Origin of the sequence: Yoonia sp., assembly GCF_017854415.1 — a bacterium.
Lineage (GTDB): Bacteria > Pseudomonadota > Alphaproteobacteria > Rhodobacterales > Rhodobacteraceae > Yoonia.
In genome coordinates, this window is sequence record NZ_JAFMHR010000057.1 from 1 (window position 1) to 14510 (window position 14510).

Sequence of the window (14510 nt, forward strand, 5' to 3'; positions counted from 1 at the left end):
TTGGTAGAGGACGACGTGCGCGAAGCGGGTGCCATCCCTGCGACAATCGCGGTACTGCATGGCGTGTTGCATGTGGGTCTAGAGGCCGATGAACTGGACGCTTTGGGTCAGGCACAAAACGTAGCCAAGCTTTCGCGGGCAGATATCGCCGCATGCATCGCAACTGGTGGCACGGGCGCGACGACGGTTGCTGCCACGATGATCTCTGCGCATTTGGCTGGTATCCAAGTCTTTGCAACCGGCGGCATTGGCGGGGTGCATCGCGGTGCGGAGCTTAGCTTTGATATATCTGCTGACTTGCAAGAACTGGCGCTGACGCCTGTCACTGTCGTGGCCGCTGGCGCCAAAGCTATTCTTGATCTGGCCAAGACCTATGAAGTGCTGGAAACCCTTGGTGTGCCCGTTATTGCCTATGGGCAAGACATGCTGCCCGCGTTCTGGTCTGCGTCGTCTGACATGGCCGCACCTTTGCGGATGGATAGCGCACACGATATTGCACACGCGCAAATGACCCGCACCGCGATGGGCCTTTCGGGCGGACAGCTGATTGCCAACCCGATCCCGAAAGACGCCGAAATTCCGGCCGATGTGCTGTATCCCATTATTGAACAAGCCTTGGCTGAGGCAGCCGCGCAAAACATCAGCGCCAAGGCGGTGACCCCATTTCTATTGGGGCGGATATTTGAATTGACGGAGGGGCGGTCACTTAAGGCGAATATTGCACTTGTGCGCAACAATGCGCGCCTGGCTGCACAAATCGCCATCGCTCTTGGCAAATAGCGCGGCATTGATCCGCAGAACGCTTGCTGTGCCGCATGCCAGCACCTAAGTGTGAAATCAGGCAATATTCCGGAACCCGATCATGAACGATCCCAGCTCAGATGATTATGCAAAACGCTTGAAACCGGGCATTTTTGCGCGATTGAGGGGCAATTTCCTTGCTGGATTGATCATTGTCGCGCCGATTGGCCTGACAATCTGGTTGATCTGGACCGTTGTTGGTTGGGTGGATAGCTGGGTATGGCCGTTTGTGCCCCAAGCGTACCAACCCGAAGCGCTGGTAAACTTCTGGTTAGGCCGTGAGCCGGGCAATGAGGTCACAATCAACGTGCGTGGCGTGGGCGTCGTCATCTTTTTGATCTTTACCATTCTGGTGGGGTGGATCGGCAAGGGCTTGATCGGGCGCTCTTTTCTCGGGATCGGAGAGCGCTTGGTAGACCGCATGCCCGTGGTCAGGTCGATCTATAACGCCGTCAAACAAATCGCCGAAACTGTGTTTTCACAGCGCGATACGTCTTTCGACAAAGCGTGTCTGGTTGAATACCCGCGTCGCGGAATCTGGGCGATTGCATTTATCTCAACCAACGCCAAAGGCGAAATTGACGCGAAACTTAGCGATGGAGAGGCAATTGTCACCGTGTTTTTGCCGACGACACCTAATCCAACATCAGGCTTCTTGTTGTTTTTGCCACAACGTGACGTGCAACCGCTTGATATGTCCGTCGAAGATGCCGCAAAATTGGTCATCTCTGCAGGGTTAGTCTACCCTAACGGGAAAGAGTCGCTAGAGACGCACAACCCAACGGACTAATCGATGATTACACCAGCTCTGACTGGCTTTGCCACTGCATTTGCTCTGATCCTTGCGATAGGAGCGCAAAACGCTTTTGTCTTGCGGCAAGGCCTGGTGCGTCGCCATGTGTTTTGGTTGTGCTTGCTGTGTGCCGTTTCTGACGCTTTGCTTATTACAGCTGGCGTCTTGGGGTTTGGCGCCATTGTGGCAGTATACCCGCAGTTTCCGCAGATTATGGCATGGGGTGGTGCTGCATTTTTAACGGTCTATGGGGCGATGCGGTTTTGGGCTGCATGGCAAGGCAGGTATGAAATGCAGCTCGCAGGTCAAAGTGCAGGGCTCTGGGCCACACTAGCGACGGGGGCCGCGTTTACTTGGCTCAACCCGCATGTATATCTTGATACACTGGGATTGGTCGGCGCAGTGTCCACGCAATATGTTGATGTTGCGCAGAAAACAGCGTTTGGGATCGGTGCTGTCAGCGCGTCCTTCGTATTCTTTTTCAGCCTTGGCTATGGCGCGCGGCTATTAGGACCTATGATGCAATCAGCCCGCGCATGGCGCAGGCTGGACGTGATGATCGGAGTTGTGATGTGGGCGCTTGCTATAAAGCTACTTAGCTAAACATTGCGGCCAAATCGATTGAACTGCGTTTCCCGATATCCGCTTTGTGATCCGTCAAAAACGTATCAGCAGCCTGTTCCCCTGCTGCCTTTAATCGTGACAAAATCACAGCTGACGGAATGGTTTTCGTGGCCACATTCAGCGTATTCATCAGGGCATCATCAGCAATCATATGCACCAATACGTCCTTCATCGTGCCCGGTTTGACCGATCCATCAGCCAAGAGGCGTTTCACGAAATCAATCGCACGTAATTCACGCAGCAAGGAGCTATTGAAACTGATTTCATTGACGCGGTTCTGGATCGATTGCACATCCGTTGGCAGCTCTTCGCGGCGCAGCGGATTGATGTTCACGATCAAAAGATCATCTGGCAAGTCACTGGCAAACAACGGATAAAGCGCCGGATTTCCGGTGTATCCGCCATCCCAAAACGCTTCTATCTGCCTTGTTTGCGGGTCTTCGAATTCCACCGCTTGAAACATACTCGGCAAACAAGCAGAGGCCATAATGACCTCTGGCATGATCTCGTCACCAGTAAATACGCGGATTTTGCCAGACCGGACATTTGTCGCACAGATATGTAATGCGGGGCCTGTATCTGCGCAAACAGCATCATAGTGAAAGCGCTTCACGATATCGGCCAACGGATTTTGCATCGCTGGGCCATACACATAAGGCGAAAACATCCGCGACGTCATTTCGAACGCGGTATATGCGGGCGAGTATTTCATCGCCTTTGCCCAAAGTCCGACCGAGGGTTCAGCCGCAGTGATCCATGGCATAAACAAAGGATCCGAGATCGCGCCAACCTGTTCCCAAAGCCAATTGAGGTTTTCAATCGCGCCGGTTCGCCCCCCTGAAACCCAACCAGACTTAAGTGCCGCAGCATTCAAAGCCCCTGCCGAAGTCCCTGATATAGCGGCGATTTCAATATCGTCTTCTTGTAGTAAACGCAGCAGAACACCCCAAGTGAACGCGCCATGCGCACCGCCACCTTGCAGCGCGAGATTGATTTTTTTCACAGTGCGGTCCAGCCGCCATCAATACTTATGGTCGTACCCGTGATTTGGGCCGCTGCATCCGAACAAAGAAACGTTGCTGTTCCGCCGATTTGTTCAAGAGTTGCGAACTCTTTCGACGGCTGCCGAGCAAGAAGAACATCGCGCACGACCTCTTCGCGGGTCATGCCGTATTCTTTCATCGTCTCGGGGATTTGCGCGTCAATCAAAGGGGTAAGCACATAACCGGGACAAATCGCATTGCAGGTAATTGGATCACGCGCGGTTTCCAGACCAATGGTTTTGGTGAACCCGACGATGCCATGTTTGGCTGCCACATAAGCCGATTTAAAGGGGGATGCCGTCAAACCATGTGCTGACGCGATATTGATGATCCGCCCGTATCCCCGTTCGCGCATGCCTGTCACGGCAGCGGCAGTCGTATGAAACGCAGAACTGAGGTTGATTGCAATAATCGCGTCCCATTTGGCGGCCGGAAATTCTTCGACCGGTGCGACATGCTGAATGCCCGCATTGTTCACGAGAATATCGCATCCGCCCGCCGCAACGATCAAACGGCGGCAATCGTCGCCATTGGACATGTCTGCTTGGACGTATTTGGCGTCAACGCCGGTAACTTTTGCGATCTCGGCGGCCAGCGCGTGATCTTCGGCGGTGTCAGTGTACGAATTAAGAACCACATTGGCACCTGCCTTTGCCAGTTCGCGCGCGACACCCAAGCCAATCCCCGAATTTGATCCGGTAATGACGGCGGTTTTTCCTGCAAGTGACATGTTCATGCTCCGATTCTCTGGGTTTTGAACAGTCTATATGCTGCACCTGCAAATGCCACATCACGGAACCGATAGCCCCAAAAAAAACGCCCGCACAAGGCGGGCGTGAAGTTATTGAGGCAGGTTTCATACAGGCAAGAAACCTATCGAGCAGTGATGTCTTTATAAGCAATCCACCGCATGCATCCAAGCTAAAAGTTTGAAAAGGTTGAAAAGCCTCTTTACGGTCTATTCATAACAACAAAGAAAACGGTAAGGGGCTTTTGAAGATGGTGGTGAAATTTGGCGCGCAAATGCGTATTTTGACAACAGCAGTGGTGCTTGGCCTGCTTGGGCAAGGCGCCGGTGCGCAACCCCAGCATGGCATAGCTATGTATGGCGATCCCGCCCTTCCACCTGATTTTGTGTCCCTGCCCTACGTGAACGTGGATGCGCCCAAAGGCGGCCGGATCGTCACCGCAGAAGTTGGAAGCTTTGACAGCCTCAACCCGTTCATTCGAAAAGGGTCGGTTCCTTGGCAACTGCGATTTTTCTTGGGCGAAAGCTTTATGGGGCGTTCATTGGATGAACCATTCGCACTTTACGGCGTTTTAGCCGAATCGGTAGAGACAGGACCGAATCGCGAATGGGTCGAATTTACCCTGCGCCAAGAGGCCAAGTTCTCGGACGGCAGCCCCGTTACAATCGACGATGTGATGTGGTCATACGAAACACTCGGGACCGAGGGCCACCCGCGCTATCTTGGGTTCTGGGCCAAGGTCGAAACGATGGAACAAACCGGCCCCCGTTCCGTCCGTTTCACATTCAATGTCGAAGACCGCGAGTTGGCATTACTGGCGGGAATGCGGCCGATTTTGCAAAAGGCGCAATGGGACGGCGTTGATTTCGCCGAAAGCACGACAGACGTCGTTCCGATCAGCTCCGCGCCATATGTGATCGATGATTTCGAACCTGGTCGCTATTTGTCGTTGCGCCGCAATCCGGACTATTGGGGCGTCGATGTGCCGTTCCGCCGAGGGACCAACAACCTTGACGAAGTGCGCTTAGAATTCTTCGGCGATGAAACAGCCGCGTTCGAGGCGTTCAAAGTTGGCGAAGTGAATTCAAATCGTGAATTCAACGTCGCCCGTTGGGAAAGCCAGTATAACTTTCCCGCAATCGAAAACGGTGATGTGGTTTTATCCGTACTTCCGCATGCACGCCCATCCGGCATGACCGGATTTGTCATGAACAGCCGCCGTTCGCAGTTTGCCGATTGGCGTGTTCGCGATGCGATGATCCAGATCTTCAACTTTGAATTCATCAACGAAGCGATGACCGGATCGGCACAACCGCGCATCACGTCTTATTGGTCCAATTCACCGCTTGGGATGTCGCATGACGGGGCAACGGGTCGTGTACTCGAATTTCTTGAGCCCTTCGCGGATGATCTGATCCCAGACACGATCACCGGTTATACCGTGCCCGTCAGCGACGGCACGGAACGTAACCGCGCAGGCACAGGTGCGGCCTTGGCGCAGATGGAGGCCGCTGGTTGGACAGTCCAAGACGGTGTGATGAAGGACGCCAACGGTGCACCGTTCACCTTTGAAATTCTGCTCGGGCAAGGCAGTTCTGAAAATCAGGCGATCGTTGATATGTACACGGAATCGCTTGCGCGGATTGGCGTAACACCAACCGTTGCCATTGCCGACAGTGCGCAGTTCAAAGAACGTACAGATACGTATAATTTCGACATGACCTACTACCGACGTGGTGTGTCACTATCGCCCGGCAACGAGCAATACAGCTACTATGGATCAGACGCCGCAAACGAAGTCGGCGGACGCAATCTGATGGGTGTGCAATCGCTTGCGGTGGACGCGATGATCGGGCGTTTGCTGACGTCTGATAGTCAGGATGACTTTGTCTCTGCCGTCAAAGCGCTGGACCGCGTGTTGACGTCTGGCAGGTATGTCATTCCGATTTATCAGTGGAATATCAGCCGTTTGGCGCATGCAAAGGACCTGCGTTATCCTGATTATTTGCCAATCTTCGGCGACTGGCCAGGATGGCAGCCTGATGTTTGGTGGTCTGAACCGTAACACTGTTATTGTTTTGTTACGCAACGCCGTTAGGCGCAAACGGGAATGAATAAAGGCTATATTTGATGAACATCCTCGTCTTGTGCACAGGCAACTCTGCCAGCTCTATCTTGCTGGAATCCATCCTGAACCACCGCTCTGATGGCCGTATCAGGGCGTGGTCGGCGGGATCAAAACCGGCGGGCAAGGTTCACCCGCAGTCGCTCGCGTTGCTGGCCGCGCATGATTTCCCGATTGCGGGCCTCAGCTCGCAAAGTTGGGACGACTACGCCAAGCCTGACGCGCCCGTTATGGATGCAGTCATCACCGTATGTGGGTCGGCTGCGGGCGAAGAATGCCCCTATTGGCCCGGCGCGCCTTTGCGTGCCCATTGGGGGGTTGAAGACCCGGCAGCGGCGTCACCTGAGGACCAACCGCAGGCATTTGCACAAGCCTACGGCCTGTTATCAGCCAAAGCAGAAAGCTTGTTGGCCCTACCATTCGAGGAAATGACCAAGGACGATCTGCAGTCAATTCTGAACCGCATTGGTGGATAATATGCAAAAACTACTGGCCGAGGGTCTAGGCACTGCATTCTTGCTGATCGGCGTTGTGGGGTCGGGTATCATGGGCGCTGCCCTTGCCGACGGAAACACCGCTATCGCGTTGCTTGCAAACGCGATTGCTACGGGGTGCATCCTTTACGTAATAATCACGACCCTTGGGCCCATTTCTGGCGCGCATTTCAATCCAGCGGTCACATTGGCCTTTTGGCTGCGCGGTCAGATTGAAACCCGCGAGGCGGGCCTCTTTGTTGCCGTCCAAATCATCGGCGGCATTTTGGGGGTTTGGGCGGCACATATGATGTTTGATCTCGCGATCCTACAGACCTCGACCACCGACCGCACCGGCGTTTCGCAGTGGTTCTCAGAAATACTGGCGACCTTTGGCCTGCTGTTTGTCATCTTTGGAGGGTTGAACAGCCGTCCAGAAGCCGTGCCAACATTGGTCGCTCTTTATATCACGGGCGCATATTGGTTTACGTCATCAACCAGTTTTGCCAATCCGGCAGTCACAATCGCACGCGGGTTCAGCGACACGTTCGCAGGTATCAACCCCGCGCATATTTCGATGTTCATTGTGATGCAGATTTTGGCAGTCTTTGTCGCCGCAGCAGTCCTGCCAAGGCTATTCCCTGACAACTAGTTCAGGGACGTGACCCACAGGATCGTTGCATCTTCTGCACTGACAGATACGACGTTATGGCCCATTGCCGCATCATAGTAGGCACTGTCGCCACGTTTGAGTTCAACGGGTTCATAGAATTCGGTATAAAGCCGCACGTGACCGGTCAACACGTATAAAAACTCTTCTCCGTCATGCCGAACCCACCCGTTAAAGTCCTCTACCTTGCGGGCGCGAACACGCGTGCGGTATGGCAACATCTTTTTGTTCGTCAGCATTTCGCCCAAAAGCGCGTGCTCGTAGGTTGTCGTAACCTTTGCGGTTTCTTCGCCATTGCGCGTCACTGCCATACGTCCGTTCACTTGGCCCTTGGAGGGCGGCGTAAATAGCTGCGGCACTGAAATCTCAAGTCCGACGGCCAGCTTTTTCAACGCATCATACGTAGGCGACATCTGTCCGTTTTCTATTTTGGACAAGGTGGAGCGTGCAAGTCCGGCTTGCTGGGCAGCCTGTTCCAATGTCCAATCGCGGGCTTTGCGCAATTCACGCACGCGCGCGCCAAGGTCAAGAGGCTGCGTTACACCTGTTTCGCCATTCTCATGGGCAATACGGATTAGGTTTTTGGGGTCAGTATCAGACATAATCTGTTCATACGCAGGGCCGCGCAGTCTTGCAACACCGCCAGATGCCCTGATGTGCAAGGGCGCACGCCCTCTATTTATCAATGTGGGGTTTTACGTCGGGACAGACATGATACGTAGGGTCGAAATGATAGGCCGCGCGCCTGCAACGCATAGGGGGCCGCCAATGGTCAAGCTTGATATTATCTCTGATCCAATTTGCCCGTGGTGTTATATCGGGAAAACCAATCTTGATAAGGCGCTGCTCGAATTTCCCGACCATCCGTTCACAGTCGAATGGCATCCGTTTCAATTAAACCCTGATATGCCTGCGGGCGGCATGGACCGCCGCGCTTATCTTGAAGGCAAGTTTGGTGGCAAAGAAGGCGCCGTTAAGGCCTATGCCCCTGTTGTCGCAGCATCAGAGCGGACCGGTGCCATCATCAATTTCGAAGCGATCAAAAAGACACCGAACACCATCGATGCACATCGTTTGATCCACTGGGCGGGTATCGAACACCGCCAAAGCTTTGTCGTTGATCAACTGTTCAAAGCCTACTTTGTTGACGGTCGCGATATTGGCAGCCACGAAGTTCTCGCGGACATCGCAGACACGGTCGAAATGGACGCTGCTATGGTCACAAAACTGCTGGCGACGGACGCAGACGTTGATGACATTCGTGCTCGCGATAAACATAGCCGCGAAATGGGCGTAAATTCGGTGCCTACCTTCATCATCGCACAGCAACATGCTGTCCCGGGTGCACAACCGCCTGAAATGTGGATTGAAGTAATCAAAGACATCATGGACCAAATTGCGGCCTCGGAATGATCGCGCGCACAAAGCCGCTCCCGCAGGCCGAATTTATTGCGCTAATGGCGATGGTCGCCGCGACGGTCGCATTTTCGATTGATGCGATGTTGCCGGCTTTGCCCGAAATGGGGGCGGCATTGTCGCCCGACAACCTGAATAATGCACAGCTGATTATCACCAGTTTCGTATTGGGAATGGGTATTGGCACGCTGTTTACGGGACCGTTGTCAGATGCTTTTGGGCGCAAACCTGTCATGATCGGCGGCGCGGTTGTTTATATCGCGGCCTGTTTTGCAGCATGGCAAGCCCAATCACTTGAGGTGATGTTGGTCGCACGCCTTGTCCAAGGTTTGGGTGCCGCGGGCCCGCGTGTCGTTGCGATGGCATTGGTTCGCGACCTATATGCCGGATCAGATATGGCGCGTATTTTGTCGTTTGTGATGATTGTTTTTGCGCTGGTACCGGCCCTTGCCCCGACGATTGGCCACTATATCGTTGTGGTTTTCGACTGGCATGCGATCTTTTTGTCGTTCATCGTTTTCTCGGTTATTTCAACGGTTTGGCTGTTAATCCGGCAACCTGAAACGCTCACGCCAGAGAAAAGACGGCCGCTGAGTATTCGTGCGCTCTGGTCTGCGATCAAAGAGATGTTTGCACACCGGACAGCTTCGCTATCCATACTGATCCAAACACTGACGTTTGGCATGCTTTTCAATATGTTATCGTCCACACAGCAGGTTTTCGACCAGACCTTTGGTCAAGGCGACGTGTTTCATCTGTGGTTCGGCGGGATCGCAGTTGTGGCGTCATCAGCTGGCTTTCTGAACGCGCGACTGGTTGGGCGTCTCGGAATGCGGGCCATCATAAAAGCCATGTACACCGCGCAAATCGCAATCACGATTGTGATGATTGTGATCACAGCCTCTGACAGTCCCTATTGGCTGGCGTTTGGTGGCTATGTGCTTTGGGTGCTTTCAAACTTTTTCCAGGCGGGCCTGACGATCGGAAATCTGAATGCCCTCGCTATGGAAGAAATGGGTCACATCGCAGGGCTTGCCGCTTCAGTCATTGCAGCAGTTTCAACAATCGGGGCGGTCCTAATCGCCGTACCAATTGCGCTGCAATTTGACGGCACTCCGCTGCCTATGGCGATTGGCACATTGGTCTGCGCGGTTCTCGCTCTTTGGCTGACCACGCTCATCAAGCGACCCGGCGAAATCTAGACCTTTTCTTCCGAGCATAAATATCCCCGCCGGAGGCACAAAAGTCAGGCGGGCGTGCCCGCCTTCTTTTTCTTTTCGTCGGTCAATTTTTGCGCCAAATCACGGGCAATCGCAAACGCGCCTTGGATCTTGTCCCGCTCAAGCGCCCAGTCGCGTCGCACGACGATCTTGTTGTCTTTGACTTTTGCTAACCCGTTCTGCGCATGCACGAAATCCACCAATCCCTTAGGAGAGGCGAACTTGTCGTTGTGGAACTGGATCGTCGCCCCTTTTGGCCCGGCATCCAGCTTGGCGATCCCTGCCCGCTTGCACATTGCCTTGATACGCACGACCAGCATCAGGGTGTTAACTTCGCGTGGCAGTTTGCCGAAACGGTCGATCAATTCTGCAGCGAAACCTTCCAATTCAACCTTCGTAGTTAACTCGGACAGGCGACGATACAGGCCCAAACGTACATCAAGATCAGGCACATAAGTGTCTGGGATCAACACAGGGACACCCAGATTGATCTGCGGCGCCCATTGGCCATCATCAATAATGCCTTCGGCTTGGCCCGACCGGATCGCGGAAATCTGGTCTTCCAGCATTTGCTGATAAAGCTCGTAGCCAACTTCGCGCATTTGTCCGGACTGTTCTTCGCCCAGCAAATTGCCTGCACCGCGAATATCCAAGTCTTGGCTGGCTAGCGTAAAGCCAGCACCAAGTGTGTCGATCGATCCCAGCACCCGCAGACGTTTTTGCGCGGGATCGGTCAATTTCTGGCGGGGTTTCGTGGTCAGATAGGCATATGCCCGCGTTTTCGAGCGCCCGACCCTGCCGCGAATTTGATAAAGCTGACTAAGACCGAACATATCAGCACGCCACACAATCATTGTGTTCGCAGTTGGAATATCCAACCCGCTCTCGACGATGGTTGTCGCCAGAAGCACATCGAACTTTCCGTCGTAGAACGCGTTCATGCGGTCATCAAGTTCGCCCGCAGCCATTTGACCCGTCGCAGAGACATAGGTGACTTCTGGGACTTCGCGTTTCAGGAAGTCTTCCATCTCGGCCATGTCCGAAATACGCGGCACCACAAGGAACGACTGACCGCCACGGAAATGCTCGCGCAACAGGGCCTCGCGCACGGTAATCGTATCGAATTCACTGACATATGTCCGGATCGCTAGACGGTCGATGGGCGGTGTTCCAATGATCGACAGATCGCGCACGCCAGACAGCGACAGTTGCAGTGTGCGCGGGATCGGCGTGGCGGTCAGGGTCAACACATGCACATCCGTGCGCAACTGCTTAAGCCGCTCTTTGTGCTGCACGCCAAATTTCTGTTCTTCATCAATGACCAATAAGCCAAGGTTCTTGAATTTAACCGATTTGGCCAACAGCGCATGGGTGCCGATGACAATATCAACGGTCCCTTTGGTCAGGCCCTCTCTGGTCAGATTTGCATCTTTCGTCGACACGAACCGCGATAGCGGTCGCACATTGACCGGAAAACCGCGAAAGCGTTCGGCAAAGCTCTGGTAGTGTTGGCGGGCCAGCAAAGTTGTCGGTGCAATAATAGCGACCTGAACACCTGATAGCGCGGCGATAAATGCCGCGCGGATCGCCACTTCGGTTTTGCCAAAACCTACATCACCGCAGATCAAACGGTCCATCGGACGACCAGAGGCAAGGTCAGTCAGAACATCCTCGATCGCAGAAAGCTGATCATCGGTTTCTACATAGGGAAAACGTGCCAAGAACTGATCCCAAAGCCCGTCTGGTGGATCAAGTGCGGGTGCCGTGCGCAATTCACGTTCTGCAGCAACACGGATCAGACGTTCTGCAATTTGGCGAATGCGTTCTTTAAGCTTCGCCTTTTTGGCCTGCCACGCACCGCCGCCCAACTTGTCGAGCAACCCTGTATCGTGTCCATATTTGGACAGCAGTTCAATATTCTCTACAGGTAGGTAAAGCTTTGAACTTTCTGCATATTCCAGCAACAGGCATTCGTGGGCGGCACCAAGGGCGGTGACGACTTCCATGCCTATATAGCGCCCGACGCCGTGATCGACATGAACGACCAGATCGCCTGGGGTGAGGCTGTTCGCTTCGGTCAGGAAGTTTTCGGCTTTGCGTTTGCGTTTGGTCTGCCGGATGAGGCGATCACCCAAAACATCTTGTTCCGAAATAACTGTCAGCCCGGGGGCTTCGAACCCGTGATCAAGTGGCCAGACCGCCAGATGCACACCAGATTTCCCAATCCGGCCAAAGTCTTTCACAAGGATCGTCTCTGTGATGCCTTCGTCCGCAATCAGCCCTTCAAGCCGTTCGCGCGCGCCTTCTGAATAAGAGGCGATGACGACTGGTCCATCGGCCATTTTTGCTTTCGCATGGTCCGCTAAAGCGCTGAAAAGGCTAATGTGTTCTTGCTGGCGCTCTGGCGAAAAATTACGCCCTATTTTGCCGCCCGCGTCAATCACACCCATTCCTGTAGCTTGCTTGAGCGGTGAAAGCAGCATGACACGGCGGTCGGCAACAGCCTTTTCCCAAGCCGCATCGTCAAGATACAACAGCTCCGGCGGGGCTGGCTTATAGACGCTATCCATCCGCCCCTTTTGGGTCAGCGCATGCATCCGTGTGCCATACTGATCGGCAATACTGTCCCACCGCGCAATCCGTATCGCGGTGCTTTGATCATCCAAGGTGACCGTCGCGCGGGGCAGATAATCGAACAGCGTTTCCAGATCGTCTTGGAAAAAGCCCAGCCAATGTTCCACGCCAGAATGCTTGCGCCCTGCCGACACGGCTTCGTACAGTGGATCATCAGTGCCAGCCGCGCCAAATTCAATGCGGTAGCTCTGGCGGAACCGTGTGATTGCGGCCTCGTCCAATATCACCTCTGACACGGGCGCCAGTTCAACCTCTGTCAGCTTTTCAATCGTGCGTTGGGTGGCGGGATCAAAGCGGCGCGCACCGTCAAGCACATCACCAAAAAGATCGAGACGCACAGGCCCAGATTGGCCCGGAGGATAGATATCGATAATACCGCCGCGCACGGCGTAATCGCCGGGCTCCATAACGGTGGGGCTTTGGGTGAACCCCATGCGCACTAAGAAATGACGCAACGCCTCTTCGTCCATGCGAGTGCCCACGGTAGCCTTGAAAGCCGCTTCACGCAGAAGGCGGCGGGCAGGCACACGTTGGGTTGCTGCCGACAGCGACGTCAGCAAAATAAACTTTTCAGGCATGCCATGCACAAGACCCGCCAATGTGGCCATGCGTGCGGCTGATATATCTGTGTTCGGCGACACACGGTCATAAGGCAGGCAATCCCACGCCGGAAAGACAAAGACCGGGATATCAGGCGCAAAGAAGGCGAGCGCCGATTGCATTGCGGCCAACCGTTTGTCATCGCGGGCGACATGCACAACAGGCACGCCCTTTGAAAGCTCTGCAAGGATTAGCTGCGCGTCATAGCCTTCGGGTGCGCCGCTGACGGTGATATGATTGGGATTGGACATGAAAGTGGACCTACTGCCAGTGCCGTCAGTGTCAACCGTTTAGAATAGATACAGTGCATCAAGATTGAACCACATACCGTACATGGCGGTGAAAAAGATCGCGATCATTCCGATAATCTGGCTCCAGACACGCATTCTAAACAAGCGACTGACAAGTGCAGGACCCGCCAAAGGGCTTGCCCGCAACTCGTGCGCAACTCTGGCATTTTGAATAATCACGATGGTCAAAGTTGCGCCAAGGATGAACAAGCCCTGTGCCATCTCTGACCCGTAGTAGAAACCACCCATACCCAAACCTACCAAAACAAAAGTGATAAAGCCCAAGAGCAACGGACCTGCCGAATCCGTTAGCCCCGTGAAACGGCGCACATTGACGTCTACGATCGCCTCAAGATCCGCGATTTCTTGTGGTTCACACTTGCGCGCACGAAATAGCAGATCAAACGGCACACCGATCAACCAATGGCTAGCCACCGCCCAAGACACAATCACTGTCATCCAATACCAGATGCTCGAGAAGGTATCGAGGTGGATCACCCGCGCGATCGTTTCTGTCCAGTCCACTGCAGGCCCCGATTTTATTCATTGTATAATGTCATCGATACTAGCACCTCAGCAGGGCTTTCCCAGACTTGTGAAGGGATAAAATCCATGCGACCAATTGTGTGTCATAGAAAAGGCCACGCTGTATGAAATCGACCATTGCCCCGTTTCCCACTACACGTCTGCGCCGCATGCGCGCCACGCCTGCTTTGCGTGCGCTCGCGCGGCAAAACACATTGACCACAGATGATCTGATTTGGCCGGTGTTTGTAATGGACGGCAAGAATGACGAGACGCCCGTCGCCTCTATGCCCGGTGTTATGCGCCGCACGGTGGACCGCGTTGCATTGGCCGCAAAAGAGGCGCAAAGCCTTGGTATTCCTGCGATTTGTATTTTTCCTTACACAAGCATGGATGCCCGCACAGAAGACTGCGCAATGGCGTGGGACCCCAATAACCTGACCAATCAGGCCATTCGCGCGATCAAGGACGTGGCCCCGGATATTGCTGTTATGACGGATATCGCGCTCGATCCCTATAATATTAATGGCCACGACGGCTTTGTCGA

13 protein-coding genes and 1 pseudogene are annotated in these 14510 nt (G+C 54.1%); 9 read left to right on the plus strand and 5 right to left on the minus strand.

The genetic code is table 11. The features are described from left to right. The 3 genes from QZ197_RS08165 to QZ197_RS08175 all read left to right on the plus strand — a co-directional run. Nucleotides 1-780: pseudouridine-5'-phosphate glycosidase (locus QZ197_RS08165; protein ID WP_296431389.1), on the plus strand; the 780-nt coding region annotated here is incomplete at its 5' end. Between the two features lie 82 nt (nt 781-862). Continuing rightward, nucleotides 863-1591 (plus strand): DUF502 domain-containing protein, encoded by a 729-nt coding sequence (locus QZ197_RS08170; protein ID WP_296431390.1) that lies wholly within the window; start codon nt 863-865, stop codon nt 1589-1591. A gap of 3 nt (nt 1592-1594) precedes the next feature. Next, a complete protein-coding gene (locus QZ197_RS08175; protein WP_296431391.1) occupies nt 1595-2197 on the plus strand; it encodes a LysE/ArgO family amino acid transporter in 603 nt (200 codons plus the stop codon). Here the strand turns inward: QZ197_RS08175 and QZ197_RS08180 are convergent. Both QZ197_RS08180 and QZ197_RS08185 read right to left on the minus strand, forming a co-directional pair. Next, on the minus strand, nt 2190-3221 hold the full coding sequence (locus QZ197_RS08180; RefSeq protein WP_296431392.1) for a patatin-like phospholipase family protein: 1032 nt from the start codon (nt 3219-3221) through the stop codon (nt 2190-2192). The genes QZ197_RS08175 and QZ197_RS08180 overlap by 8 nt on opposite strands. Continuing rightward, nucleotides 3218-3991 (minus strand): 3-hydroxybutyrate dehydrogenase, encoded by a 774-nt coding sequence (locus QZ197_RS08185; RefSeq protein WP_296431393.1) that lies wholly within the window; start codon nt 3989-3991, stop codon nt 3218-3220. Before QZ197_RS08185 ends, QZ197_RS08180 begins: the two co-directional genes overlap by 4 nt. 293 nt (nt 3992-4284) lie before the next feature. Between QZ197_RS08185 and QZ197_RS08190 the strand changes: the two genes are divergently transcribed. The 3 genes from QZ197_RS08190 to QZ197_RS08200 all read left to right on the plus strand — a co-directional run bounded on the left by QZ197_RS08190 (nt 4285) and on the right by QZ197_RS08200 (nt 7260). Further along, nucleotides 4285-6075, plus strand: a complete 1791-nt coding sequence (locus QZ197_RS08190; protein WP_296431403.1) for an extracellular solute-binding protein — start codon at nt 4285-4287, stop codon at nt 6073-6075. Between the two features lie 65 nt (nt 6076-6140). Further along, on the plus strand, nt 6141-6611 hold the full coding sequence (locus QZ197_RS08195; RefSeq protein ID WP_296431394.1) for an arsenate reductase ArsC: 471 nt from the start codon (nt 6141-6143) through the stop codon (nt 6609-6611). Nucleotide 6612: 1 nt separating this feature from the next. Then, nucleotides 6613-7260, plus strand: a complete 648-nt coding sequence (locus QZ197_RS08200) for an MIP/aquaporin family protein (protein ID WP_296431395.1) — start codon at nt 6613-6615, stop codon at nt 7258-7260. Here QZ197_RS08200 and QZ197_RS08205 read toward each other — a convergent pair. After that, complete coding sequence (locus QZ197_RS08205) at nt 7257-7880, minus strand: XRE family transcriptional regulator (protein WP_296431396.1); 624 nt, start codon at nt 7878-7880, stop codon at nt 7257-7259. The two genes, QZ197_RS08200 and QZ197_RS08205, sit on opposite strands and share 4 nt — an antisense overlap. Before the next feature lie 166 nt (nt 7881-8046). Between QZ197_RS08205 and QZ197_RS08210 the strand changes: the two genes are divergently transcribed. Together QZ197_RS08210 and QZ197_RS08215 are read left to right on the plus strand one after the other, a co-directional pair. Next, entirely contained in the window at nt 8047-8691 is a 645-nt protein-coding gene (locus QZ197_RS08210) for a DsbA family oxidoreductase (RefSeq protein ID WP_296431397.1), read from the plus strand. After that, entirely contained in the window at nt 8688-9896 is a 1209-nt protein-coding gene (locus QZ197_RS08215; protein ID WP_296431398.1) for a multidrug effflux MFS transporter, read from the plus strand. Before QZ197_RS08210 ends, QZ197_RS08215 begins: the two co-directional genes overlap by 4 nt. A 44-nt stretch (nt 9897-9940) precedes the next feature. Here QZ197_RS08215 and mfd read toward each other — a convergent pair whose 3' ends face one another. Next, nucleotides 9941-13399: a transcription-repair coupling factor gene (gene mfd, locus QZ197_RS08220; protein ID WP_296431399.1), complete on the minus strand. Its 3459-nt coding sequence runs from the start codon at nt 13397-13399 to the stop codon at nt 9941-9943. Between the two features lie 39 nt (nt 13400-13438). Then, the gene (locus QZ197_RS08225; protein WP_296431400.1) at nt 13439-13963 is read right to left on the minus strand and encodes a component of SufBCD complex; all 525 of its coding nucleotides are present in this window, start codon (nt 13961-13963) and stop codon (nt 13439-13441) included. A 125-nt stretch (nt 13964-14088) separates the two neighbouring features. On the opposite strand from QZ197_RS08225, the pseudogene QZ197_RS08230 reads away from it, so the two are divergent. Continuing rightward, nucleotides 14089-14510, plus strand: a pseudogene (locus QZ197_RS08230) (porphobilinogen synthase); the annotation flags it as partial.